The following is a 24670-nucleotide window of genomic DNA, read 5'->3' as shown; positions in this document are numbered from 1 at the left end:
GAAAAGCTTTCGGAAAATTTAGTTTTGTACTAAATAAAAACGGGAAACAGTGAAAAAATATAATCATAATTTTCTTCATTCAAGTCTTTCGGGAATACCCATGGCTGAAGTCTTCAATCTTTTGAAAAGACTCTGAATCTGCAATTGTTTTCCTAAGATTTCTTCACTTCATTAATAACTCATAATCAAATAATAATGTTTAAAAACTTTACTACATTATCAGTAGCAGTGGCTTTGCTCTCTTACGGTATTGTGTCTGCTCAAAGTGTCGGAATCAATACAGCTCAACCAGGTTCAACACTGGACGTGAACGGATCATTAGCTGCAAAATACAGCACTGTTACTGCCGCAGCGTATACACTGTCTTCTGCGGATTTTCATATCTCGTATAACGGAACGGGCAATGCTGTTTTTACCTTACCGACAGCAATATCCGGTGCAGGTAATTTCAAAGGCCGTATGTATACGATCAGAAATAATACCGCTTTTACCATTACAATAAATCCTTCAGCTTCAGAAACAATTAATGGTAATGCAAGTATGGCAATAGGTCCTAACCAGAGCCTTCAGCTGATCAGTACAGGTCTTACGGGAGCTGCTTCTACATGGGATATTTCAGGAAGTGCAAATGTAACGGCAAGCAACGGGCTTACAGCCATAGGGCAGGATGTGAGGCTTGGCGGTACACTTTTACAGAATACAGCGATTGATTATTTAGATAAAGCCTTGTATTTCAGGAGCAATGTAGATGGTGCAGGACTTACATCCATCAGCAACACGAATTCCGGGACTAATGCTTCCGCTCTTCTAAGGCTCACTAATGATGTGGGAAGTTCTATGGATATGTTCCTGAACTCTTCCACGAAAACAATAGAAGGTGGAGCTAATGCAGGAGTCATAAACAATATAGGAGGAGCGCTGACGATCGCGGGAAATAATAATGTTGCCCAGTTGAAACTCAGCCAGGCCAATGGAGGCGATTATCTTTTTAATGGGGACAGAAAGCTTAACTTCAATGGAAACGGTGATATTACAGCTTTTGGGGCTGCCGGTAATTCTGTGAATGCTTTCAATGGTCTTCTTACCTTAAAGGGAAACAGCAATAATCCTGCATTTGCCCAGGTAACGCTTGGTACTACAGGTCTTAGATACTATTATGGTAACAGCGTTAACAGTATGCTTGATATTGATGGTAATGGAGATATCAATATGAACAGACCCGAAGTTAGCGGTATTGGAGGAAATAAAGTGGCGGCCACCAAAGGACACCTTGATTTAAGCGGATACAACACACTGAATGGGTCTGTAACCCAGATTTATCTTGGGGCGGAAGGTTTCAAATATAGTTATAACGGAAGCACAAAAGTGACGATTGACGGTAACGGGTTGGTGAGTGCTGCAGGTGGTTTTGTCAATACTTCGGATATGCGTTTAAAAACTCAGGTTAAAGAAATAGGATATGGTCTTAGTACCATTTTGGCATTGCAGCCGAAACAATACGAGCTGTCTGCCAATAATCAGATTAAAGAAGGTAAACCAGCTGTGAATCCGGCACAGAAGACTCAGCATAAAATAGGATTTCTGGCACAGGATCTTTATAAACTAATTCCTGAAGCCGTCTTTAAACCAAAAGATGATACCAGAGAGGCCTGGGCTGTTGACTATGCTTCACTTGTTCCTGCCCTTACAAAAGCTATTCAGGATCAGCAGGCTGAAATAGAAGAGCAGAAAACTAAGATCAAAAAGATGGAAACAGAAATGGAAGCCATCAAAAAGAAACTGGGATTGTAATAAACAGGTACAATATTTTGGACTTAAAGTTATTGCATTTCCGATTCTAAGAACACACACAGTAAAAAGAAAATACCTTATCCTTTTGGAAAACTATTTTAATAAAGCATTCCCTCGGCTTTTATTAAAATATTCCGCGATTTAGGGTTTGAAATTCCCAAATTTTTTATTTTCCCATACGTCGCAAAAGCCTGCAGATAGCGGGCTTTTGTATTAATGAATCTGGTTTTACTAATAATCTTATTTCAGGTTTCTTAAAAAAACATACAGCTTATCGAAAGGAACAATGTCTGTTTTGTCGTAAAGATCTATGTACAGCGTCAGGAATGATTATTAACTCTTTCGTATTCTCACTAATTTTCCCGGTATATGATAGATCAAAAGGCCAATATAATAAGTCCACTTTCTGCCATGTGATTGGTATAGGGATCGGATAATTGCTCATTCACTGTCCCGAAAGGTTCGCTTATGGGAGATTATTTTTGATGGTTGTCATTGTTCTTCATTACTGTAATTCATTATATTAGCTTCTTAAAGTATATAATTTGCACTAAGGATATATAACTCTAAGGTGCAACGATGTATTTTCACAGGAAAACATTAACCACAAAGAATTTAACCATGAAGCAGACTGTTCTAACAGCATTCTTTCTCTTGTTTGTATTAGGTGTAAAAGCACAAAAACAATCTATCCCCCCTGATACAATTTCTGTTTATTTCGATGAGCTGAAGACAGCTTCGAAAAAGAATATCGGACTTTGGAACAAAGATTTATATGGTCCTATGATTTTAATCGATCCGAAAACCAGAGAGTTTTTTGCCAGCGAGCCAGATTCGGAGGGAATACTGAAACATAATGGTACTCTCTATTCTGGAGTTTTACCTGCCACAGTCAATATTGCAAATACCGCTATCAATTGGGGTGGAAAAAGATGGGCAATGATCATGCTCCCGCTTTCTCAAAATAAAGAAAACAGGATTAATCTTTTGGCTCATGAGTCTTTTCACCGCATTCAGCCTTCATTGGGGTTTAGTCTTAACAATGCAGAAAATAACCATCTGGATCAGAAAGAGGGCAGAATTTACCTTCGTCTCGAATTGGAAGCGCTAAAGCAGGCAGTCCGCTCAAATTCAGAAAAAGAAATAAAGCGGCATCTCACCAATGCATTGATCTTTAGGAAATACAGGAATACACTTTACAAAGGTTCAGAAACTACAGAAAACCTGCTGGAACTGAATGAGGGAATTGCTGAGTTTACAGGGCTCATTGTGAGTGGCAGAAATAAAGATCAGACAAGATCATATTTTTTAAATGGCATAGAAGGTTTTATGAAAAATCCCACATTTGTACGTTCATTTGCTTATTACACCACACCTGTTTATGGGTATCTGCTGTATCATAAAGATCCGGACTGGAACAAAAAAATTGATTCAAAAACAGACCTGACCGGTTATTTCATTAAAGCATTCGATATACGGATTCAGACTGACCTGCAAAAAGCAGTTGAAAAGCTTTCTGACAATTATAATGGTACATCAATTATAAAGCAGGAAATCGATAGAGAAGAACAAACAAAAAAGCGTATTGCCGAATACAAACTGAAATTTATTCAACAGCCTCACTTTGAAATCAAATTTGAAAAAATGAATGTTTCCTTTGATCCGAGAAATATTATGCCTGTAGAAGATCTAGGGACAGTATATCCCAATATCCGGATTACTGATTTGTGGGGTATTCTTACGGTTGAAACCGGAGCATTGATGAGCCCCAACTGGGATAAAATTTCAATATCAAATCCAGTGAAAACTGAAAATAAAAAAGTATCAGGAGATGGGTGGATTCTCGAACTGACAGACGGCTATACCATAGCTAAAGATGAAAACAATGGAAATTATAAATTGATTAAGAACTGATATCCATAAAAAAGCATCACTATTTAGGTGATGCTTCTTATTTTGTAATGAAATTAATGATACCATTTCTTTTTCAAGAATAAACTGGCTTTTACCAAGAGTATTAACACAGGAACCTCTACCAATGGACCAATCACCCCTACAAATGCCTGCGGCGAATGAATGCCAAAGACCGAGATGGCCACAGCAATAGCCAGTTCAAAATTATTTCCGGTGGCGGTAAAGGCTATAGATGCATTTTTATCATAAGGGATTTTTAATGTTTTATTGATGATAAAACTTACAAAAAACATCAAGACAAAATAGATCACCAATGGGATTGCTACCTTAATGACATCCATTGGTAACTCCAGTATTTTAGACCCTTTTAAGCTAAACATCAGTACGATGGTAAATAATAAAGCATACAATGTTACAGGAGATATTTTAGGAACAAATTTCCTGTTGTACCAGTCTGCACCTTTTGATTGAATCAGAAAGTATCGGGTGAGAAAACCTGCCAGAAAAGGAATTCCCAGATAGATGAGCACACTTTCTGTAATGTCTTTCATAGAAACATTCACATTAAAACTTGCCAGACCAAGTTGAGTAGGAAGTACATTGATAAACAGCCAAACCAGAAAACTGTAAGTGAACACCTGAAAGATGCTGTTTAAAGCCACCAATAATGCTGCATATTCTCTGTTACCTTTGGCAAGATCATTCCAGACAATAACCATAGCGATACATCTGGCCAGCCCAATGAGTATTAAGCCTGACATATAATCCGGTTCATGCCTTAAAAAAAGGATCGCAAGACCAAACATCAAAACCGGGCCAATAATCCAGTTTAGCAATAAAGAAATGCTGATTACTTTTTTATCTTTAAAAACCAATGGCAGAAGAGTATAGTCAACCTTGGCCAATGGCGGATACATCATCAAAATGAGTCCGATGGCCAGAGGAATATTGGTAGTTCCTACAGACTGAGAATTGATGAAACCAGGAATAGCAGGGAAAAAATGTCCCAAAGCAATCCCTATCCCCATAGCCATAAAGATCCATAAGGTAAGATAACGGTCAAGAAATTTTAATCTGGGCTGCATGATTATCTTTTTATTTTAGAAAAAACATAAAACATTTCTGCTGCAATTTGTAAGCTTCTTTCAGCATATACAGCTGTTTGTTCCGGGGTGTGATCTGAAACCTTAGGATCTTCAAACGTGATCGGAATTCTCTTTTCCGCACCGGGAATAAAAGGACATCCGCCATCTGCCTGCGAGCAGGTCATAATCGCTGCAAAACCGGATACAGGATTGAACGGACTATCATATTTTTTAGAAAAGCCAATGATCGGAAGGCTGTTATCATCATATTTTACAGCATATACAGGATTGGTAGTATCGGCAATGCTGAAAACTGAAAAACCTTGTTCTGCTAAAACTTCTGCGATCTTAGGAAACAATGCCGTTGTTTCTGTTCCTCCGGAATAGCAACGGACTTCCGGAATTGTAAAGAAAGAAGCCGCTGCCTGTGCCCATATCTGTGCCAGATGGCTTCGTCTTGAATTGTGAGTGCAGATAAAATTCAGGTTGATTTCCTGTTTATCATCCACTTTTTGCTGGATAAAGCTGATCAATGGTTCAAGAACCTCTTTTCTATCGCTATCTGTATTTTCCCATTTCAGAGATTGAATCGTATTTAATAATTCCTTATACATAAGATTTTAATAAAATTAATTAGCAGCATCCTGATCCCGGAGTACAGGCTGATGTTGGGTTTACAGATAGTTCAGACAGGTTTTTCTTTTGTTTTTCGGAAGGAATTCCGCAGGCTTCCTGAGCAAGACAGGCTGTTGTTTTGTTTTTCAGGATGAAGTTTTTCCCGTTAAATTCAAGGTCATATTTTCCAATGGTTTCTCCCTGATATTCAACTTCAATTTCGCTATCTTCTATCCCGAGTCTTTCTTCAGAAAGCTGAATGATATGAAGCAGTTTTCCAGGTTTTAAACGATGCTCATAATCGTTGGCATCCCAGAGCTGGAAGTTGACCACTTTTTCATTTCTGATTACGCCGCCGCAATCGATGAAGTTTTTAATAATCTGTCCCACTTCCGTTACATGGAAATGTTCAGGAACAAAATGTCCGTTTTCCAATTGAAATTCTACATTTTCCAGGGTAGAAAGAATTTCTTTAATTTCTGATAATCTCATAGTAGATTAAAATTTAGTGTTATAATTTTCTAGTGTTATATTGCAATATTACGATGTTTTTGTTCAAAAAAATGCCTTAACAGCATTGTTTTATACTAACATCCTGATTAAAAAACAGGTTGAATTCATTTTGAAACTGTTTCCAGTTGCTTTCATTAATGCAGTAGCATACAGATTTTCCTTCAATGGAACCTTTGATAATTCCAATATTCTTCAGCTCTTTTAAATGTTGGGAAATGGTAGCCTGAGCCAATCCAAGTTCTTCAACAAGATCATTACAGATACATGCTTTTTGATTAATGATATACTGTAAAATAGCGATTCTTGCCGGATGTCCCAAAACTTTAAGCAGAGAAGCCAGCTTATTTTGCTCGTCAGTATAAATTTCTGTTTTAGTAACTCCCATTGTTGTAATTTTATATTGCAATATTACGATGATAAATTAATATAACCATGAAAAAACTTATTAATTTCAGATAAATAAAATTAAATTGTTGAATTTCAGTATATTAAAATTGTTTTGTTATGAATGATACAGTTGTAAATCAAAAAAGATGAAGCTTTTTTCCGCTTCATCTTTTGATTTGTTGTTACAGTAAACTAATCTTTTTACCTTGTTCCGGGAAGATATAATTTACCTTTAGAGGATTGTTTTTCAGTAGCTCTTTTTTGATAAGTTCTGGATTATCACCTGTCGGTTTTCTATGCGTAACTACTATATTGAGGCCTTCAAGGCTGCTTTGTCCTGTCTTTTCTTTGAGTTTGCTCAATTCCTCAATCAGCAGATTCGGAGTAAGGTGCCCGAACAGCATATGTTCTGGCTGACTGTTGGGGAAAGAAACTTCAATTAATATTGTGTTGAGCTGTCTTTTTTTAACAAGTGGAGCTGTCCTATTCCAAAGTTGATCCAGACGGTCAGATTTTTCTATACGGTCTGCACCGGTATCTCCAAGATAAAGCAGATAATGATTTTCTCTTCTTACCAATGCGGCACTGCTTTTATATGGATTTACGTGGCTCAGTTCATAGCCTGTTATAAAAAAAGGTGTTTTAGGCGCTGGAATCTCAGTTCCTTCCTGGAGTTCATTATAATGGTATTTTCCAAGGATTGGTTTTTGTCCCTGATCTGCAAAATTGATCCAGGTATCTGTAATAAAGTAATGATTCTGTAAAATCTGAATCACAGGAGCTATGGCGAAAATATCTTTCTTGGAATCAGCCGGAGAATTGATGATAAGCCCTGACAAATGATCGAGATGACCGTGGGATACAAAATACCCTTTGATCTGATCTTTTAAAACCGTTTCTGCTGATCCTTCAAGACTTTTCAGTTCAATCGCTTTTCGTATTCCGGCATTTACGGTACCGGCATCCAGGCAGAGAAATGCATTGTCTTTTGGAGCGCCTACCAGATAGGCTGATAAATTGTCTTCCTGCTCACCACCATATATTCCTAAGGGAATTACATCAAAATTTTGTGCCTGGCAAACAATATTCAGAAGAACCAATAAAGAAAGTGCTGTTTTTTTCATAATACGTATAATAGAAAACCATCTTTTTCGGGATGGACAGAGCAAATTTACGCTATTTTTTGACGACTGAAGCCGTCTATCAGTAAAGCCTGCTGAAATGAGTAGGCTTTATTCTTACGATTATTTTATTGAGGTTGTTGCTGGGTGACACAATGCACCATTCCTCCATTGGCGAATAAATTACGGCAATCGATTCCAACTACCTGTTTACCAGGATAGAGCTGTTGGATGATGTTGTTGGCAACCGCATCATTCGGGTCATTATAATTAGGAACCAATACACGGTTATTGGCAATATAATAATTGATGTATGAAGCGCGGCCCACATTTTTTCCGTAAGTAGTGATCACATCATTTCTTGTTAAAGGTACTTTTACAAACTGATAGGCAGCTCCGGTTTTTGTGGTTGCATCATACAGTTTATCAATATCTCCATTGGGAACCTGCCAGTAGTTAAGATCGTCCGGATTCATTGTGATAATGGTAGATGAATTGGCAAATCGGGCAAACCCATCGATGTGCATGTCTGTGATATCCAGACCGGCTTTTCCATTCAGCCAGATAAATTTGGTTACTCCGAGGTTTTTAGTAAATATGGCTTCTGCCTGTTGTTGCGTCATTCCCGGATTTCTGTTATTATTCAGAATAGAACTTTTACAAGCCATCAACACTCCGTTTCCGTCAATTTCCACACTTCCTCCTTCATTGATCATGACTGAATTAAGATTGATTTTTGGTATATTGGTATCGGCTGCTATTTTTGAAGGTATTACGTTACATTTGCTGTAATCGGCTTTGTTTCCCCAGCCGTTAAATCCCCAGTCCTGAATGAATAACTGTCCGTTCTGATCTTTTACATAAATAGGACCGTTATCCCTTACCCAGAAATCATCCGTTGGATAAATTTTGAAGTTGATATTGGTGAGAGAAACTCCAGCATTGTTGAGCAGGCCTATAATACGATTCTTTTCTGCACCGTCATAAGCAATAATGTGAACTTTTTCACTTTGTACAAGTTCTTTGGTCATGGCTACCCAGGTGGCGTCCAGACGGTTTCTGTAGGTAGTTCCATATTGATACTGATGTGGCCACTGAAGCCAGGTTCCTTCATGGGGAGCTGATTCTTCAGGCATTTTGTAAACAATGGTTTCCGGATTTACCGTACCCGGTAATTCTGTTAAGTCCGCTGATGAGCAGGATAATAGAAGAAGAGGTAATAATGGGAACATGATTTTCTTTTTTTGCATAACTGATCTATTTTTAACAGGGCAAAATTAGATCGATTGTTTTTCTTAAAGTTGTCCCAAATTGACAACTTACTTCAAAGGTAATAAAATATAGGTCAGTTGTTTTTCCTGATCATCTTCGTTTTCAGCATGATTTTCATACTTTTCAATGATAGGAGTGTGTGAAAACTCAAGACCTGAATTGAAAATCCAGCGTGAATAGATCTTCGTATACGTGTCGTCTATTGTTTCGTAGCTTCCATGATGGGTAAAGCGGGCATATTTACCTCCGAATATCACTTTTGAAGGTAGCTTTTTATTTCCGGACTGAACGGATGAGCATGCATCATAGCGGCAGTTGATTTCTGTTTTTATTAATGGTTCATCGGCTATAACTCCAAAATATTCTATCCCGGAGTCAGGGAAATCATTTTCCATGAACTTTTCCCACAGCACTTCAATCTCTTCATTGTTATAATAGGTGTTCATGCTCTGATAAAATACCTGCACAGGCTTCAGATATACAATTTCGGGTTCCAGTAAGACTTCTGAGATAACAGGGATGATGGCATCTCCACAAAGAAGTTGTTCCTTACTTTGTTTTGCAGCTTTAGGAGAAATTCCAAAATGTTGTTTAAAGGCTTTTGAAAAGGAAGCGATATTGGCAAAACCCACTTCAATGGCAATGGAGGTGAGATTTTCCTGAGTATAAAGAATCCGTTTATAGGCATTTTCTACCTTCAGCCTCTGTTGGAACGCACCTATTGTTTCCCCAAAGCTGTACTTGAAAATGCGCTGGATATTCCGGTAAGAATAATGAGAAATGTCTTCCAGTTCCTTTACAGAAACAGGCTGATCATAATTCTTTTCCATGAAATTGATAACTCTGTAAATACAATTCAGGTTGTCTTCCATAAGCATTGAAATTGTCCGAAACTGGTGGTATGAAATAAATTACAAATAAAAGAAATAAAAAAAATATCTTGACAATATCGTATTTTAGCTTTCGGCAAAAATAGCTTTTTAAAAAAAAGAATTTTACCGCTTTAAAACAAAAAAACCAAAAATACATTCAATATGGAAAAAGATTTGTCAGAATTAACCGATCAGGAGCTGATAGAGAAAAAAAGAACTATCGAAGCCAGAAATGTTGTGAATGCTATCATCCTGGGAGTATTGGCTGGAATTTCTATTTATAGTACCATAACCAAAGGGATCAGTTTCACTACTTTCTTACCGATACTTCTTGCTTTTTTTGTGGCCAACAGCTGGAATAAAGGAAAGAAAGGCTTGAAAAGGGAAATGGACTCCAGAAATGTGAAGTAATGCAGGAGTTTAACAGAAAAACAGAAATTGGTGCTGTAGCCTATTTTCGGTATTGCATCAGAAATGGAGATGTAAAAGGAGCATTAAGCTGTTTTCATCCTGAAGCAGTCTACATAGACCGCGATGGAAGAGAATGGAGAGGACCTGAGCAGATAGAAAGGGCAATGAATGAGATTTGTCGCTTAAAACTGGATATTCAGGGTGAAACTCCGCATATCACTGTTGTAAATGATCTGGCTATGTGGCAGGATCAGTGGGAAATAACGGGAACTGCTCCAGATGGGCATTCTATTCATATGACAGGCAATACTTCCTGTATCATGAAAAGAAATGAAGAAGGAGAGTGGCTATGGTTGGTTGACAATCCTTTCGGTTCTGCTGTGCTTAAAAATGACAATCTGGTATAAAGTCTTTCAGAAACAAATAAAAAACCTTCAGCTGAACTGAAGGTTTTACTTTTATAGTATTTTACTGATTTTTAGTTACGTAAGAATTGGCCAATCCCGGGAGAATCGAAAGTGAATGCATTCTGATTTTCAGATTTGTCAATTTTATTGCTGATCGTTAATGCCCAAAGCACCAGTTCTTTGCAGAAGTTCTGATCTTCTTTGCTCAATTCGGAAGCATTTTCTTCAACTACAGTTGTCAGAGGTTCTATCTTATCAAGTTTAGCATAGAATTCTTCATCCGTATCATTGTAATTAAGTTCTAAATGATTTTTGTTGAACCACCTGATCAGGTCAGTGTACGGTGTTTTGATCCCTTCTTTTTCCAGTTTTGAAATACGTGGGAACAGGCTTTCAAATTGGGTCATTACGGCTTTATCAATTAAGATTTTGGCTACGTAATCAGCACCTTCCTGTTCACCTTCATACACCAGTTCGATTTTCCCTGTGATTGATGGAATGATCGACATGAAGTCAAGCAGACGTACAGTAGTTCTCTCTGCTCCGGATTCAATTAAACGTAATTTGGCTGCTGCCATTAAATTTTCCATAGCACTGATGGTAAGACGGGCACTGACACCACTTTTCGCATCCACATATTCGCTGATACGGGCTGCAAAAGCAACTTCTTCCAGGAGATCTTTCGCCAGATCAGGAATCTGGATCTGTGCTTTATCTTCAGCAGAAATCAATGCTTCCTGTTCTGTAATCTGTCTTGCAAGAGCGATAGTTTTTGGATAATGGGTGAAAATCTGAGACCCGATCCTGTCTTTCAGCGGGGTTACAATACTTCCTCTGTTGGTATAGTCTTCCGGATTGGCTGTGAAAACAAACTGAATATCAAGCGGCATTCTCAGCTGGAATCCACGGATCTGAATATCTCCTTCCTGTAAAATATTAAACAGGGAAACCTGGATTCTGGCCTGCAGATCCGGCAATTCATTTAAAACAAAAATAGAGCGGTTGGCACGTGGAATCATTCCGTAATGTAAAACACGTTCATCGGAATAGGGTAGTTTCAAGGTAGCGGCTTTAATAGGGTCTATATCACCAATTAAATCTGCAACATTCACATCGGGAGTAGCCAGTTTTTCGTAGAAACGATGAGAACGGTGTACCCACGAAATTGGAGTTTCATCTCCTAATTCAGCAAGCAGATCTTTGGCAAACTTTGAAATGGGATGAAAAGGACTGTCATTAATTTCTGATCCCTTTACGATAGGCATATATTCATCAAGCAGATCAACCATGCTTCTTGCAATTCTGGTTTTTGCCTGGCCGCGTAGTCCCAATAAATTGATGTGGTGGCCGGCGAGTATTGCTTTTTTCAATTGTGGAACTACCGTGTCTTCATACCCCCAAAGTCCTTTAAATACGGGTTCTTTAACTTTAATTCTTGCAATTAAATTGGCTTGGATTTCCTCATTAATTGTTTTATGAGTATAGCCGGATTTTTTTAATTCTTTGAATGTAATATCGTTTTTCATTGTCTTGTAATACTATTTATCAGATCAGGTTTTTATTTTAAATCATTTAAATCTGATCTTTATATTCTTCTTATTCTGTTTTTCTCGTAATCTTCAAAAATCATCTGTCCTAAGCCTGATAGCCCGGTGAGGAATGCTTTTCCTTTGTTTTGAGCTGTGAATTCCTCCACAAACTGACGCAGATAAGGATCCTGAGCAATCATGAAGGTGGTAATAGGAATTTTCAGTTTTCTTGCCTGCGCTGCTCTGTTGAAACATTGGTTTACAATTTTTTCATCCAGACCAAAGCTGTTCATATAAAATTCACCACTAGGAAGCTGAATACAACTAGGTTTCCCATCGGTGATCATAAAAATCTGTTTGTTGGTATTTCTTTTTCTGCGGAGAATATCCATGGCCAGCTCAAGTCCGGCTACGGTATTGGTATGATAAGGGCCTACCTTCAGATAGGGAAGGTCTTTGATTTTAATGGGCCAGGCTTCGTTACCAAAAACAATAATATCAATGGAATCTTTCGGATATTTACGCTTGATCAATTCCACGAGTGCCATAGCTACTTTTTTGGCTGGTGTAATTCGGTCCTCACCATATAAAATCATAGAGTGGCTGATGTCGATCATCAGGACGGTACTCATTTGTGCCTTGTGTTTTGTTTCCTCTACGATGAGGTCTTCTTCTGTCAGGCGAAGGTCTGAGATTCCGTTGTTGATCTGTGCATTTTTTAAACTTTCCGTCATATTCACGGCGGCAAGATCATCTCCGTATTGGAAGGAACGGTTTTCGCCATCTCTTTCATCCCCGATTCCTGTTTTGTTGGTCCTGTGATTTCCGGCTCCGTTTTTCTTCAGTTTTCCAAAAATCTGATCCAATGCATATTCACGAAGAGCGGCTTCAAGTTTCGGAGTTAATATATTTTTACCTTTTCCACTTCCTGTGTTGCCTTCTTCAGGATCTTCTTCCCTAATGTAGCCTCGTTTTTTCAGATCTTCTTCAAAATCCTGAAGGGTGTATTCATCACTGAAAATATCATATTCCTGATCAAGCATGTCCAGCCACTCGAAAGCTTCTTCAATATCTCCGGAGGTGTGGGTAAGCAAATCTTTGAAAACATCAAAGATGCGGTCAAAATGTGATAATTCCTCCGGCACATGTTTACTGAATATAAATCCTTTTCCTGGATTAAAATTTTTATCTGTCATAAGATGATAAAGAGGTTTTGCAGTTATTTGCTTTTGAATATTTCAGAAAATGTAATGAATTGTCTGAAGTATTCTTTATTTCGTTTCAAACTGAAAAGTTATGAAAATATCATCGCAAGATTTCCGTAGAAAAATAGAAAATACTAATGATGGTGATATGGAATAAGAATATAACAGCTTGTTGTTTGATAGAGCTTAAAAAGAGTATAAAATTAACTGCGGTAGTGAGTTACTGTCAAAATGGAAATAATAAAGCTCCGGATTATTCCGGAGCTTATTACACATCATCTTACTATTAATACATGGTTACCATCCTAAATAATATTCAGGATCTAACCAGTAGGGCCAGTCTAATTTAAAATGAGTCTGAAGCATTTTTTCTGCTTCACAGAAAGCACCTTCCACCCAGCCTTGCTGATCAGAATACGCTTCCCCGATAATATGAATCTGTTCATCCATCAACGGTTTTCTCATATAAGGCATCACATCTTTTACGGAGAAACCTGCTTTCCATGCATGATATCCAGCACCGTAAGGATCATCTGTCCAGTCTCTGAAATAGGTTACATACGGTTGAGGAATATCTACTCCGTGTAATTCTTTCAGCTGATTTATCAATTCATTCACCATGAATTCTGTAGCCTGAACATCGTCAAACTTATGCAATTCTTCCAATGAGGCAGATCTTGCAGCTCTTACTTTAAACAGCACTTTGTCATCAGAAAGTGCTTTCCAGAATGTTTCTGTTTCCATATCACCATAGCTTCCCAATAACATTGAGTTTTTAGTTTCAGTATCGGTACCGAAATAATAACATTGTCTCATAGGTAAGTCTGTAATAGAATGCCCGGAATCAATCCCCAGATCTCTCCACCACGGACCTTCAAAACCCATAAGGATTTTAAATGCAGGCTCCATGATGATGGAACGGATATTTTCGTTCAGTTTCTGGTGTCTGTTGGCATCAAAAAAGAAGTTATTCTGATCCAGAAGTTCAAGTGATTTTCTTGGCATACCCAATACGATTGAATTGGCATACACTTTCCATGTTTCGTTGCTTTGTATATTCAGGAAAGTTAATTCGTATTTATGGGTAGCGGTCAAATGATGATCTTTGGTGAAAGTAATCAGCTTGTTTTCAGACCAGATGCGTGCTCCTTCATATTCCATATAAGTGTTGGCTACTGCATAGGCAATACTGTCATAGCCTTCCTCAATGGTTTTGTAGGTAGTATCAGCAGAGAAATCTCCTACCATATACGGAAACGCTTCTGCAGAATTCCAGTTGATGGTATTGGAATAATATCCTCCGGCATTTGCTAAGAACTCATATCCTTCCTGAGAAACCTGGTCTTTGATTAAGTTCCAGAAACCGATATCGTTTACCAGGCGTTTGTCATAAGGAGAACCCGGGAAATTGTAAACCATTCTTGGTTTTATAGCATCCCAGTCTCGGCTGGTCAGTTTGAAAGTGTAATCATAACCATTAGGATCAGCAATAATCAGATCTTTATAGGTTGCAGCTACCCATGGGTCTGCCATTAAAACATTATATATAATTTTGTTGAATAACTGATCAGAGCTGAAACCTTCATCATTTTCATTCAGATAGTAGCGTGTAATCAGTTTATTGCCTTGTTTCTGTTCTTCTGTCCATGCATTCTGTTTGAAACGCTCTTTTCTGATGTACATCAACAGTTTGTCAGGGTCTCCCATATGGAAAGGAATAGGAGTCATTTTATCTTTCAGAACAGGGGTTCTTTTGCTCAGATCTGTTTCTTTCAATGGGTAACCTTCAATCAGAGTTGTTACAATTTCCTGAGAAGTCAGATAACGCATTCCTCCAAGTTCACCCCAGAAATTCATTCCCGGCATCATGACAGATTCCAGTCTTCCTCCTAATTTGTCACTCATATCGAAGATCTGGACTTCATGACCTTTGTATTTTTGGTCTGCTACCAAGCGAAAGGCAGTATATAATCCGGAAGTTCCGGCACCGATAATGGCTACTTCTACTTTCAGATCGCGCTGCATTCCTGGATACAGCGGTGTATTTTTGTTGACGTTTTCTTGATTCATGGTTTTATAATTTTTAAAGGGCTAAAAAATATTTATATCCTAATCGGAAGGGGGTAATATCGAAATCTGTATGTCCATCCAAGGCAAGATCCGACATGATTTTTCCTAAGAAAGGAGTGAATTTGGCTGCCCATCCGGTAGCGTACACCACAATGTTTTTATGGTTGGGAACATAAGACGGAGCGAAATCAATCAGTAGTTCTTTATTAGGAATTGTACTCAAAGCGATAAGGCATGTTGAAGTATATTCCGGAACGATGCTGAGTCCGCTCATATGATTCTTAATCCATTCTGAAGTATAAGCCAGTTCCTGAGGGTTGGGAATTAGTGTTCTGTCACTCGGTTCTTCCAAAGGTTTGATTACAAAATCCGGTGCTACACGAATGTATTCGGGATAATCCCATTCCACGGAAGGAAAGCCGTAGAATTGATTGCCGTTTTCTCCGCTTGCATTCTGAAATACAAACCATGTTGGATATTGTATCGTAGGGTCGGTCTTTTTAAAATAAGCAGAAGACATATTCCAGTAAGTGGCTTCTATTTTAAAATCAAGCAGATTGATCACACTGTTGATATAAGGTCCGGGAATGATGGCCAGTTTTTTAGCGATATAAATTCCGTTGGGTGTAGTAAGCTCAAAAAGATCACCGTTTTGTTTAATTTCAAGCACCGGAGAATCTTCTCTGAGTTCTACGGTTTCTTCCTTCTGACAAAGAGCTAAAAGTGTTTCAATAGTTGCTTTAAAATTGATGCTGGCACCATCAGGTTGGAACAGGCCTGTATAATTATCCGGTAAATTTTTGAAATGATACTGCTCTTCAATTTCCTTTGATGTTAAAGTCGTATAAGGAACTCCTAAAGCCTGTAATGCTTTTTCTGCCTCCGCAATATTTCCTTCAGTGGAGTGTACTTCAGGGTCTCCAAACCAAAGTGTTCCAACTTTATCCAGCAATTGGGCGTCTGTCTTTTTCTGTAATTCATCCCAATAAGGCTGTGCCTCTAAAGCCATTTGTACCATATATTCATCCGGATAAGGAATCCGGAACTGGCGTGATACTCCTGCAGAGCTGCCTAATTGATTCACAAAAGTATATTGTTCCAGTACTAAAGTCTTAGCCTGACGCTGACCGAGATGATAAGCTGTAGCCAGTCCTATTGCTCCTCCGCCAATGACGATTACGTCGTAGTTTTCTGTAATCATAGGTTATTTTGTTTTATGTTTTATAATCGTAAGAAGAAATACAGAAAACTAAAGACATCCATATGAAGGAATGAACCCTCATTACTAATTTTTAATACTCTCTGAATCTTATTTACTACGATAGTTTAAGTGTTGAGACCAATCTTCCGGTACATGTGAATATTCTGGTTTTCCATTGAATAGTGTCACGGTTAATAAGCCTTTCAAAGTAACAAAGAAGAGCATATATCTTCTTAGAGTGTTAATTACCAAATGTGGTATTGAGTAGAAATACGGAATGCCAGGAAATCCATATCCAGAAGGCTGTTTCAATAATTACAAGGTGGATATGGAATAAGTGGTCTATGAGTTATATGCTCATTTTTTTGACTTATTGTTTACTATTTGTAATAAAATGAACAGAAAAATAATATTTTACTGAGCCTCAACTTTTTGCAATTGATCTAAAAAAATAGATTTACATACATAAAACTGAATGTTTACAAAGCATTTTAATAGTAAAAAAAAATAAATTCTGTGAGTTTAATCAAATATTCATTATTATAAGAAGACAAAAATTACTTTAACTTTGCCAATTGAATGATATATGCATATTATGAAATTATTGAAAATAATGCTATATTGTTAAAGGCTAATATCTAATGGACTTATGTCATCAGGAAATTAATTTAACTGATAAACAAATATGAAAAATAAATTCTTAAATTTTAAATTGAGAAAACTTGTTCATTACTCTTTGATCCTTTGTATTTTACTGATACAGGTCATTATTGCCACATTTTTCTACAATGAATTTGTCAATGGGAAGAAGCTGAAGTTTATTAAAGATCAGCTTGAGGAAAGCCGTGCATTGGGAGGATTGACTGATAATTCCAGGAAAGATTTCATGGATGCACAGGATCATCTTCAAAAATATATGGCGACTCAGGATAATAATGATCTGCAGCTCTATTTCCAGTCATTGAGAAAGCTTAAGACTAATTTTGATAAAATTGGTGAATATGAAAATACAAGTCCGAGACTGAAAAAAAATCTGGCGCTTCGTAGCAAGGATACCTTAAAGACTGCAAAATTGAAGACATTGATAGATTCAGTGTACCAGACTTCTCTGAATCCACCGGCAAAAATTGAGGATAAGCAGTATGAGCCTGCCAAGTATAAAAATGATTTTGAAGATTTCAAGATTCAAACCCGTACGTATGCGGATACGGTTAAAAAGAAAGGCTTTTTCGGGCGTTTAAAAGATGCGGTAACAGGGAAAGTAGATGTTCAGAAGGAGAGTACGGTGATTACGATGACCAATAATAAAACTATAGATCTTTCTCAGGTAAAATCCAAAATGGACAATACGATAAAATCTATAGACAAGCATTATGCAGCTGAAGTAAAGAAGGTTCAGCTCCTTGCAGCCATTAGTCAGAAAAATAACTTACAGTTTTACAGCAATTTCAGTAAACTGTTGGTGTACAGTAATAACTTAATAGAAGTATACGAAAATGCTATCAAAGATTTTAAATCTGAACTGGAAAGAGAATACAACGAACAGAGCTCGAATAATAACAAGATAAGGACTTATCTCGTATTGGGACTGATGATTCTGATGTTTATTGTTTCTATTCTGATCATGTATTTTACAAGAATGGCTTTTGTTTATGAACAAAAACTGGATGCAGCCAATAAGGAAATTAAAAAGAACCTTAATTTCAAAAACAGGATTTTGGGAATGTTAAGTCATGACTTGAGATCTCCTTTGAAAATCATCAATATTTTCATAGATAAAATTCACAGATCTACTGAAGATGAGACGATAAAGGATTATCTTAAATCTATCAAGTTTACCAACAGCACTTTGCTTCTGCAATCTAACCAGATTCTGGAATACACTAAAAATGAAAATGCAGAAAAAGAACTTATAAAATCTGTTTTTAACCTTAAAGATGAGATCAGTTCTATTGTAAAGGTCATTACTCCTTATCTGGAAACGAGAAACAACAGGTTTGCGGTCACAGACAGAATCCCTGAAAATCTAGTAGTGTATTCGGATAATATCAGAATCAATCAGATTTTTATGAATATTCTGGGAAATGCCAACAAGTTTACAGAAAACGGACAGATTGATCTTGTATTGGCTACAGAATCCCTTGGAGACAATAAAATTACCCTGATCACAACAGTAGCAGATACCGGAGTAGGAATATCAGAAGCTGATCTCGGTAAAATTTTTGATCCTTATTATCAGGGAATGGTTTCTGATGAAGTGGATAATCTGGGAGCGGGACTTGGCCTTAATCTGGTAAAAGAAATTGTAGAACTTTTCGATGGCGATATATCTGTGGAAAGCAAATTGCATAAAGGAACTAAAGTGACATTCAGGATCAATTTAAATAGTAATAATAATGGAAACACCAATTCAAAATAAAGAGATTATATTCCTTCTGGCAGACGACCACAGTATTGTACGTCAGGGAATGGAAATTGTGATCAGTGATATTGTTCCTAACGCTAAAGTGTATCAGACTTCATCCCTACATCAGGTCTTGGAGCTCATAGAATCAAAAGGAATAGAGATGGCTATCATTGATGCCCATTTCCCGGACGGAAACAGTCTTCATATTTTACCTCAGATGAAAAGTGTAAATCCTGATATTAAAATTTTGATTTTTACAGGACTTGAAGAAGAGTTGCATGGTCTTAAATTCATCAAAGCCGGTGCTGATGGTTATCTGAGTAAACTGAGTGAAGAGGAAGAGGTAAGGGAAGCGATCACGGCCTTTATCGAGAAGGGAGAATATTTCTCTGCTCTTTTACGAAATCTATTGGTACAGTTTGTTTACAACCCGGATCTGATAAGTCCACTCAACATTTTAACCAAAAGAGAAATGGAGATTGCAGAACTTTATGCTGAAGGGTATGGAAACCTGGAAATTTCAAACAGTCTGAATATCAAACAAAATACAGTAAGCACAATCAAAAAGAATATTTTTGAAAAACTAAAGATCGAAAATATAGTTGAGCTGGTAGAGCTTGTCAAAACCCATCATAAACTATAGTGTTTCAGGATAATCACCACTTCAATGAGTCAGGATATTATATTTCATCGATAAATATCTATAAGTCCATCGATATGTATCGATGGGGTTTATAGGGAATTTTATTTGAGAATGTTGTTCCTTTGTACTATGAAATTTAAGTAATGAAAAAGCAACTGAGAAATGCTTTTTAACTTCTGAAGTTTCAAACACAAAAACAACAAATGATTATAACTATACAAATAATAAAACTGTAGTTATAGAAACACAAATGATGAAAAATTAATAAACACTGATGAAATTAGAAGTGTATGAATAACCTTAACCGGACTTCTTAAAAAAGCCAAATGATCAAAAAAAACACAAACACATATAGTGAGGTTCAGTGATAGGTTACATTACAAACACAAAAAGGAGGCATACAGCCTCCTTTTTGCGTTTTTTATCAAATGATAAACAAATGCTGCCATCGATGCTTTAGTTTTGCATCAAAAAAAGATGTCAGGAGAAAAAGACTTAGCGGTACTGATTCAGAATATGGAACCAGTATTGAATAGAGGAGAATATGTATTTTGTACTGTTGAAACTTTAGACCAAATACCGGATATAGAAAAGACCCTGTTTTTTTTCCGGGAAAATGAAGCTGTTACCATTGTTTTGGAAAAAAGTATTGCTGATGATTGGACTTTAAAATATAATTATATTTCTTCATGGATTACCTTGAATATTCACTCTTCTCTGGAAGCGGTAGGACTTACTGCAGCTTTTGCCAATGCTTTGAGAAAGGAGAATATTAGTTGTAACGTAGTGGCAGCTTATTTTCATGATCATATTTTTGTAGCAGTAAAAGACGCTGAAAAAGCAATGGATGCCCTTGATGCATTGAGATCAGCTCAGGAACTTTAAACATTGTTTTGAGTTTTTACTTTTTATTTTCACCTTGTAAAATGTCTAATTGGGCGGCTAAAATGTCCTGTTGATAAAGCTTATAAGTGTTCTTCCTGTTTTTGTGTTTTATGTTTGCACCATAATCATACAAAAATAAACGACAATGAAAACAATCAGAAAAATCTCAGCCGTAAGCTTATTATGTTTAACTCTTTTTACGGTAGTGACCGTATCCTGCACTGAAGAAAATGAGCCTCCCACGACACAGGAGATACAAAATAACAGCCACCAAACTGCCAAAACCCAATTCATAACTGTTAAAGGAAATGCCATTGCCTACCGTGTTTTAGGAAAAGAAGACGGAGTTCCTCTGGTTCTTCTTCCGGGATTGGGAGGTTCAATGGATGACTGGGATCCTGCAGTCACTGATGGACTGGCCAAGAAGTATAAGGTAATTGTCTTTGACAATAAAGGTGTCGCTTCTTCAAAAGGAACAACGCCCAATACGGTTCAGGCAATGGCCGATGATGCTGTAGATTTTATTAAAGCTCTACATTATACCAAAGTGAATATCATGGGATTTTCAATGGGTGGATTTATTGCACAGAGAATAGTACTGACTAACCCTTCACTGATCAATAAAGTGATTTTAACAGGTACAGGCCCACAGGGAGCAATCGGGTTATCTAATCTTCCCAATATTATTGCAGGAACAGCCGGATTAAGCCCGGAAGCTTCATTTCTGAAATTCGGTTTTACAGAATCTGCTCAAAGTATTGCAGAAGGAAAAGCATCTTTCGCAAGGGTTCAGCTTCGTACTACGGATAGGGATCTTTCTTTAAGTGATGCAACTTCAAACTCGCAGTTTACCGCTGTATTGAGTTGGGCTCAACCTAATCCTGATGCCCTTACAGAAATACAAAAATCAAAAATCCGGTACTGATTGTTCATGGTGAAAACGACCTTCCGGTATCTGTTCAGAATGCGAAAAATATGGCTCAGCATTTAGACCATGCAGAACTGGTAATTTTCCCGGATTCAGGACACGCTTCTTTCTATCAATATCATGATGCATTTGTTGGAAAAGCCATTGAATTCCTTGGAGAATAAATTAAAATAATATCAATATATTCATGAAAAACTCGCTGAAGTCCTCAGCGAGTTTTATGTTGATGGATAAAAAATTAACTGAATTTCTTCATAGCCTCTTCACTCACTGGAGTAAAAAAGTTAATCATATTGCCATCCGGATCACAGAACAGGAGAGATCTGTTTCCCCAGGGCATTGTTGTGGGCTCTTGAATAATTTCGGAAGCTATACTTTTGATTCTTTCATATTCTTCGTCAACATTTTTAACCAAAAACTCAATGATGGTTGATTTTGTTCCTGCAAAATCGGTAAGACCTTCCGAGAACATTTTCATTGTTCGTATACTTCCGACAGCGATCGTAATAGAATCTGTAGAAAGTTCTGCAAAATCTTCCGTATACCATGTGGCAGTTATACCCAAGATCTGTTCATAAAATGCTACTGTTGCTTTAATGTCTTTGCTGATCATTCTTAATGAGGTAAGTTTCATAAGGATACTTATTTGTTTAAACTAATTATAAGCAAAGGTAACAGGTATTTATGACAACAGACTGTCAGTAGAAATAAACGATTTCTAATTTGAATAATTTTACTAATAAAAATTAGCAATATGAATTAACTGTTTAACGTTGATGATCTGTATTTTCCGTCCTTCGGATCTGATGAGTTTTTCCTGTTTGAAATCATTGATGATACGCGCTAAAGTTTCTCTGGCCGTTCCTACCATATTGGCAAGATCCACACGAGAAAGCGTAATAAATACTTCTTCATCAGGAGCATCACTTGATTTATATTTATCATGAAGAATCAGCAGGCTGAGAGCGGCTCTTTCTCTTACGGTACGATGAGATAAAACAGCAATAAGGTTGGCCATCACACTGAATTCATGACTCAAAGATTTCAGTAACAACCTTGAAAGTACTGATGATTGGCTTAGAATATCCAGAAAGCTGTCTTTCGAAATAAAAGAAATAACTGAATTCTCCAGTGTTGAGGTCGTATCTCCATAAGATTCGTTGCTCAGGATCGCAGAATAGCCGAAAAATTCTCCGGAACTGTAAATGTAAATAATCTGTTCCCTTCCGTCATTATCAACCTTGTATTTCTTTATTTTACCCTCATTCAGGTAGTAAACGCCGTTAGGTTTTGTCCCGTCCGTAAATATGGGCTCATTTTTACGGTAGTTTTTGGTTTTCATTGCTCCTGTAAGCAGATTTTTGTCATACTCGGGGAGTTCATCAAAAAGATACTGATTATTGAAAATAAATTTTGAGATCATAATTTTTTATACGGCTGTTGAATTTACGCTCAGTTTTTAACTTAAATCACATTTTAAACCCATCTATATCACATGGTTTTTTTTCTGAACGAATTACTTTTACAAAAGTAATAAAATTGGTACTGAAATAAGAAACAGAACATTTCAGAGAGGTTTTAAAGGCATTTTCATGTCATAGACTGATCTGTTATTTGTTACGGAAAAAGTAGAATTTTACGTTAAAGGGGATTCCGTAATTCTATAAAGAACACTGGATAAATAGTTAAGCGGATATGTTTTTCACGGCTTTATGCTGACATTTCTAATTTATTTTTTTTTGCTTATTTATTTTATCCAGCTGTTTTTTGAGTAAAATTTTAAAAAAACACAATATACAACCCTTATAGAAATTTAAAATGTTCAGGCACAGAGGGAGAAACAGAACCTATTTTCATAATCTTAAGCTGGCATCAGCACTTTCTTTTGTTGCCGGAATAGTGAATATTGTGGGAGTATTATCTGTTAAAATACTTACCACCAACATAACGGGGCACTTTGCCTTCTTTTCCGAAGAAATTCTACTCAGTCATTATAGTGAAGCTCTTACTTATCTTGTCTTTATTATGTGCTTTCTGGGAGGAGCATTCTGTTCAAGCTTTATGGTTGAATTTTCTTCCGGACGTAGCATGTTTCGCCCGCATCTTATTCCTTTGATTACTGAAATTCTGATATTAGGTTTTGTAGGACTATCAGATGATGGGCTACTGAAACTATCAATATCTCCTTATACCATTGCCGGTCTTTTGCTTTTTGCAATGGGAGTTCAGAATTCATTAGTAACAAGAGTATCTCAGTCTGTGGTGAGAACGACTCATCTTACGGGATTATTTACTGATCTGGGAATAGAACTTTCAAAACTTTTCTTTAAAGAACGGGAAAATGAAAAGAAACAGCTTACAAAGAACATCACTCTTAAACTGGTGATTATCGCCTTCTTTTTTTCAGGATGCATTATTGGCGGTTTTGGGTATAGCATGATCGGTCTCAAAACATTGATGGTTACAGCAGGATTTCTGTTTTGTGTGATCCGGTATGATAAGCTTCTGTACAGATATTATGCTTTAAAAAGGAGATTAAGATAGAACAGAGAATAAAAAAGGATATTCCCATCATTGGAATATCCTTTTTTAAATTTATGGAGTGGTCATCTGCTCGATAACAAAAGTTTGTGTATCTGTAGTATGGGCTGAAAAATATCCCAATGCTCCATTACTGATATTACTTGGAGGATTGGTTGGAGTTGCAGTTCCGCCATTGCCGCCTGAAATCTGAAGTAAAGCACTGTAATACGTAAATACGTTGTTATCTATAGATTGCATCTCTACATGAATTTTATCTCCTACTACCACTTCATGATCTCTGCCTTTATTATCGTCATTAGGAAGAATCAGAGGCTGTTGATTGGGTAATCCGTTATTCACATTATCTGAAAAAGTATTCATGTACTTTTTAGTAAGATCATTGATGGTAAAGCTAAAAAGGTAGCGGTTTCCTAATGGTAATGGATCTGTAAATAATGGTAAGAGGGTATACGTGGTTTTATCTCCAAATTTGAAAGAACTCTGCTGTAATCCATCGAAATTGACCACTTCAGGCATTTTGCTCTGAGCGCTATACTGCTTTCCTTCGGACTCTACTTTCAAAGTATAGGTTCTACCAGGTTCTCCGGCAAAAGTAGTCGTTTGATAGACTCCGTTTCCTACATAATGAAGGGTTTCTGTTTGACCTGTATTATCACTTAAAATAACCTGAGCGCCAGTGACAGCCGGATATTGATTAGGTGATGAAAAGCTTACTGACTTGGTGATTTTCACTGTGTAAGGTCCTGATTGATTGGTTACATTTCCTTCAATGACAATGTTTCCGCTTTGATCATTCAGGTCCAGGTCGATCTCTTTTTCACAAGAAGTTAATGCAAGAAGAGATACTATGATATATAATGTGTTTTTCAT

General features: G+C 37.0%; 24 protein-coding genes. 10 read left to right on the top strand and 14 right to left on the bottom strand.

The annotated features are described in order from the left end of the window. Positions 1-195: 195 nt before the first annotated feature. Together KBP46_RS06075 and KBP46_RS06070 are read left to right on the top strand one after the other, a co-directional pair. Positions 196-1791: a tail fiber domain-containing protein gene (locus tag KBP46_RS06075; RefSeq protein ID WP_216444908.1), complete on the top strand. Its 1596-nt coding sequence runs from the start codon at positions 196-198 to the stop codon at positions 1789-1791. Between the two features lie 621 nt (positions 1792-2412). Next, the gene (locus tag KBP46_RS06070; RefSeq protein WP_216444907.1) at positions 2413-3705 is read left to right on the top strand and encodes a hypothetical protein; all 1293 of its coding nucleotides are present in this window, start codon (positions 2413-2415) and stop codon (positions 3703-3705) included. Between the two features lie 53 nt (positions 3706-3758). Here KBP46_RS06070 and arsB read toward each other — a convergent pair whose 3' ends face one another. The 7 genes from arsB to KBP46_RS06035 form a co-directional block, all read right to left on the bottom strand. Then, a complete protein-coding gene (gene arsB / locus KBP46_RS06065; RefSeq protein ID WP_123277869.1) occupies positions 3759-4790 on the bottom strand; it encodes an ACR3 family arsenite efflux transporter in 1032 nt (343 codons plus the stop codon). Positions 4791-4792: 2 nt separating this feature from the next. After that, a complete protein-coding gene (locus KBP46_RS06060) occupies positions 4793-5404 on the bottom strand; it encodes a low molecular weight phosphatase family protein (RefSeq protein ID WP_062670551.1) in 612 nt (203 codons plus the stop codon). 19 nt (positions 5405-5423) lie between these two features. Then, positions 5424-5897 (bottom strand): DUF6428 family protein, encoded by a 474-nt coding sequence (locus KBP46_RS06055; RefSeq protein ID WP_062670549.1) that lies wholly within the window; start codon positions 5895-5897, stop codon positions 5424-5426. Positions 5898-5973: 76 nt separating this feature from the next. Next, positions 5974-6303 (bottom strand): helix-turn-helix transcriptional regulator, encoded by a 330-nt coding sequence (locus KBP46_RS06050; RefSeq protein WP_062670547.1) that lies wholly within the window; start codon positions 6301-6303, stop codon positions 5974-5976. Positions 6304-6487: 184 nt separating this feature from the next. Continuing rightward, entirely contained in the window at positions 6488-7429 is a 942-nt protein-coding gene (locus KBP46_RS06045) for a 3',5'-cyclic-nucleotide phosphodiesterase (protein WP_216444906.1), read from the bottom strand. A gap of 125 nt (positions 7430-7554) precedes the next feature. Further along, complete coding sequence (locus tag KBP46_RS06040; protein ID WP_216444905.1) at positions 7555-8676, bottom strand: agmatine/peptidylarginine deiminase; 1122 nt, start codon at positions 8674-8676, stop codon at positions 7555-7557. 69 nt (positions 8677-8745) lie between these two features. Further along, the gene (locus KBP46_RS06035; RefSeq protein WP_216444904.1) at positions 8746-9570 is read right to left on the bottom strand and encodes a GyrI-like domain-containing protein; all 825 of its coding nucleotides are present in this window, start codon (positions 9568-9570) and stop codon (positions 8746-8748) included. 162 nt (positions 9571-9732) lie between these two features. On the opposite strand from KBP46_RS06035, the gene KBP46_RS06030 reads away from it, so the two are divergent. After that, complete coding sequence (locus KBP46_RS06030) at positions 9733-9981, top strand: hypothetical protein (RefSeq protein WP_062670538.1); 249 nt, start codon at positions 9733-9735, stop codon at positions 9979-9981. Further along, a complete protein-coding gene (locus KBP46_RS06025) occupies positions 9981-10388 on the top strand; it encodes a DUF4440 domain-containing protein (protein WP_062670536.1) in 408 nt (135 codons plus the stop codon). The genes KBP46_RS06030 and KBP46_RS06025 overlap by 1 nt, the downstream gene beginning before the upstream one ends. Positions 10389-10459: 71 nt before the next feature. On the opposite strand, the gene KBP46_RS06020 is transcribed toward KBP46_RS06025, so the two are convergent. The 4 genes from KBP46_RS06020 to KBP46_RS06005 all read right to left on the bottom strand — a co-directional run bounded on the left by KBP46_RS06020 (position 10460) and on the right by KBP46_RS06005 (position 16393). Next, positions 10460-11914, bottom strand: a complete 1455-nt coding sequence (locus KBP46_RS06020) for a sigma 54-interacting transcriptional regulator (protein WP_216444903.1) — start codon at positions 11912-11914, stop codon at positions 10460-10462. A gap of 59 nt (positions 11915-11973) precedes the next feature. Continuing rightward, entirely contained in the window at positions 11974-13113 is a 1140-nt protein-coding gene (locus tag KBP46_RS06015; protein WP_062670532.1) for a VWA domain-containing protein, read from the bottom strand. Between the two features lie 306 nt (positions 13114-13419). Next, a complete protein-coding gene (locus KBP46_RS06010) occupies positions 13420-15192 on the bottom strand; it encodes an FAD-dependent oxidoreductase (RefSeq protein ID WP_216444902.1) in 1773 nt (590 codons plus the stop codon). A 13-nt stretch (positions 15193-15205) separates the two neighbouring features. Next, positions 15206-16393: an FAD-dependent oxidoreductase gene (locus KBP46_RS06005; RefSeq protein WP_216444901.1), complete on the bottom strand. Its 1188-nt coding sequence runs from the start codon at positions 16391-16393 to the stop codon at positions 15206-15208. Positions 16394-17105: 712 nt separating this feature from the next. Between KBP46_RS06005 and KBP46_RS06000 the strand changes: the two genes are divergently transcribed. The 5 genes from KBP46_RS06000 to KBP46_RS23560 all read left to right on the top strand — a co-directional run bounded on the left by KBP46_RS06000 (position 17106) and on the right by KBP46_RS23560 (position 21420). Continuing rightward, positions 17106-18812 carry a sensor histidine kinase KdpD gene (locus KBP46_RS06000; protein ID WP_253297222.1) on the top strand — a complete coding sequence of 569 codons (1707 nt, stop codon included), beginning with the start codon at positions 17106-17108 and terminating at the stop codon, positions 18810-18812. Beyond that, a complete protein-coding gene (locus KBP46_RS05995) occupies positions 18790-19443 on the top strand; it encodes a response regulator transcription factor (RefSeq protein WP_062670524.1) in 654 nt (217 codons plus the stop codon). The genes KBP46_RS06000 and KBP46_RS05995 overlap by 23 nt, the downstream gene beginning before the upstream one ends. A gap of 477 nt (positions 19444-19920) precedes the next feature. Then, a complete protein-coding gene (locus tag KBP46_RS05990; RefSeq protein ID WP_216444900.1) occupies positions 19921-20328 on the top strand; it encodes an ACT domain-containing protein in 408 nt (135 codons plus the stop codon). Positions 20329-20473: 145 nt separating this feature from the next. Next, positions 20474-21253 carry an alpha/beta fold hydrolase gene (locus KBP46_RS05985; protein ID WP_253297221.1) on the top strand — a complete coding sequence of 260 codons (780 nt, stop codon included), beginning with the start codon at positions 20474-20476 and terminating at the stop codon, positions 21251-21253. Further along, positions 21235-21420 (top strand): alpha/beta fold hydrolase, encoded by a 186-nt coding sequence (locus KBP46_RS23560; protein ID WP_367397899.1) that lies wholly within the window; start codon positions 21235-21237, stop codon positions 21418-21420. Before KBP46_RS05985 ends, KBP46_RS23560 begins: the two co-directional genes overlap by 19 nt. Before the next feature lie 74 nt (positions 21421-21494). Here the strand turns inward: KBP46_RS23560 and KBP46_RS05980 are convergent, their stop codons facing one another. Both KBP46_RS05980 and KBP46_RS05975 read right to left on the bottom strand, forming a co-directional pair. After that, positions 21495-21890 carry a VOC family protein gene (locus tag KBP46_RS05980; protein ID WP_216444899.1) on the bottom strand — a complete coding sequence of 132 codons (396 nt, stop codon included), beginning with the start codon at positions 21888-21890 and terminating at the stop codon, positions 21495-21497. A gap of 102 nt (positions 21891-21992) precedes the next feature. After that, a complete protein-coding gene (locus KBP46_RS05975; protein WP_062670516.1) occupies positions 21993-22679 on the bottom strand; it encodes a Crp/Fnr family transcriptional regulator in 687 nt (228 codons plus the stop codon). 395 nt (positions 22680-23074) lie between these two features. On the opposite strand from KBP46_RS05975, the gene KBP46_RS05970 reads away from it, so the two are divergent. Next, positions 23075-23800: a YoaK family protein gene (locus tag KBP46_RS05970; protein ID WP_062670514.1), complete on the top strand. Its 726-nt coding sequence runs from the start codon at positions 23075-23077 to the stop codon at positions 23798-23800. Between the two features lie 51 nt (positions 23801-23851). On the opposite strand, the gene KBP46_RS05965 is transcribed toward KBP46_RS05970, so the two are convergent. Further along, on the bottom strand, positions 23852-24670 hold the full coding sequence (locus KBP46_RS05965; RefSeq protein WP_062670511.1) for a DUF4249 domain-containing protein: 819 nt from the start codon (positions 24668-24670) through the stop codon (positions 23852-23854).

Origin of the sequence: Chryseobacterium sp. PCH239 (assembly GCF_018924625.1) — a bacterium.
Taxonomy (GTDB): Bacteria; Bacteroidota; Bacteroidia; order Flavobacteriales; family Weeksellaceae; genus Chryseobacterium; species Chryseobacterium cucumeris.
Note: the sequence above shows the minus strand (reverse complement) of the source record. Positions and strands in the feature narration are given on the sequence as shown.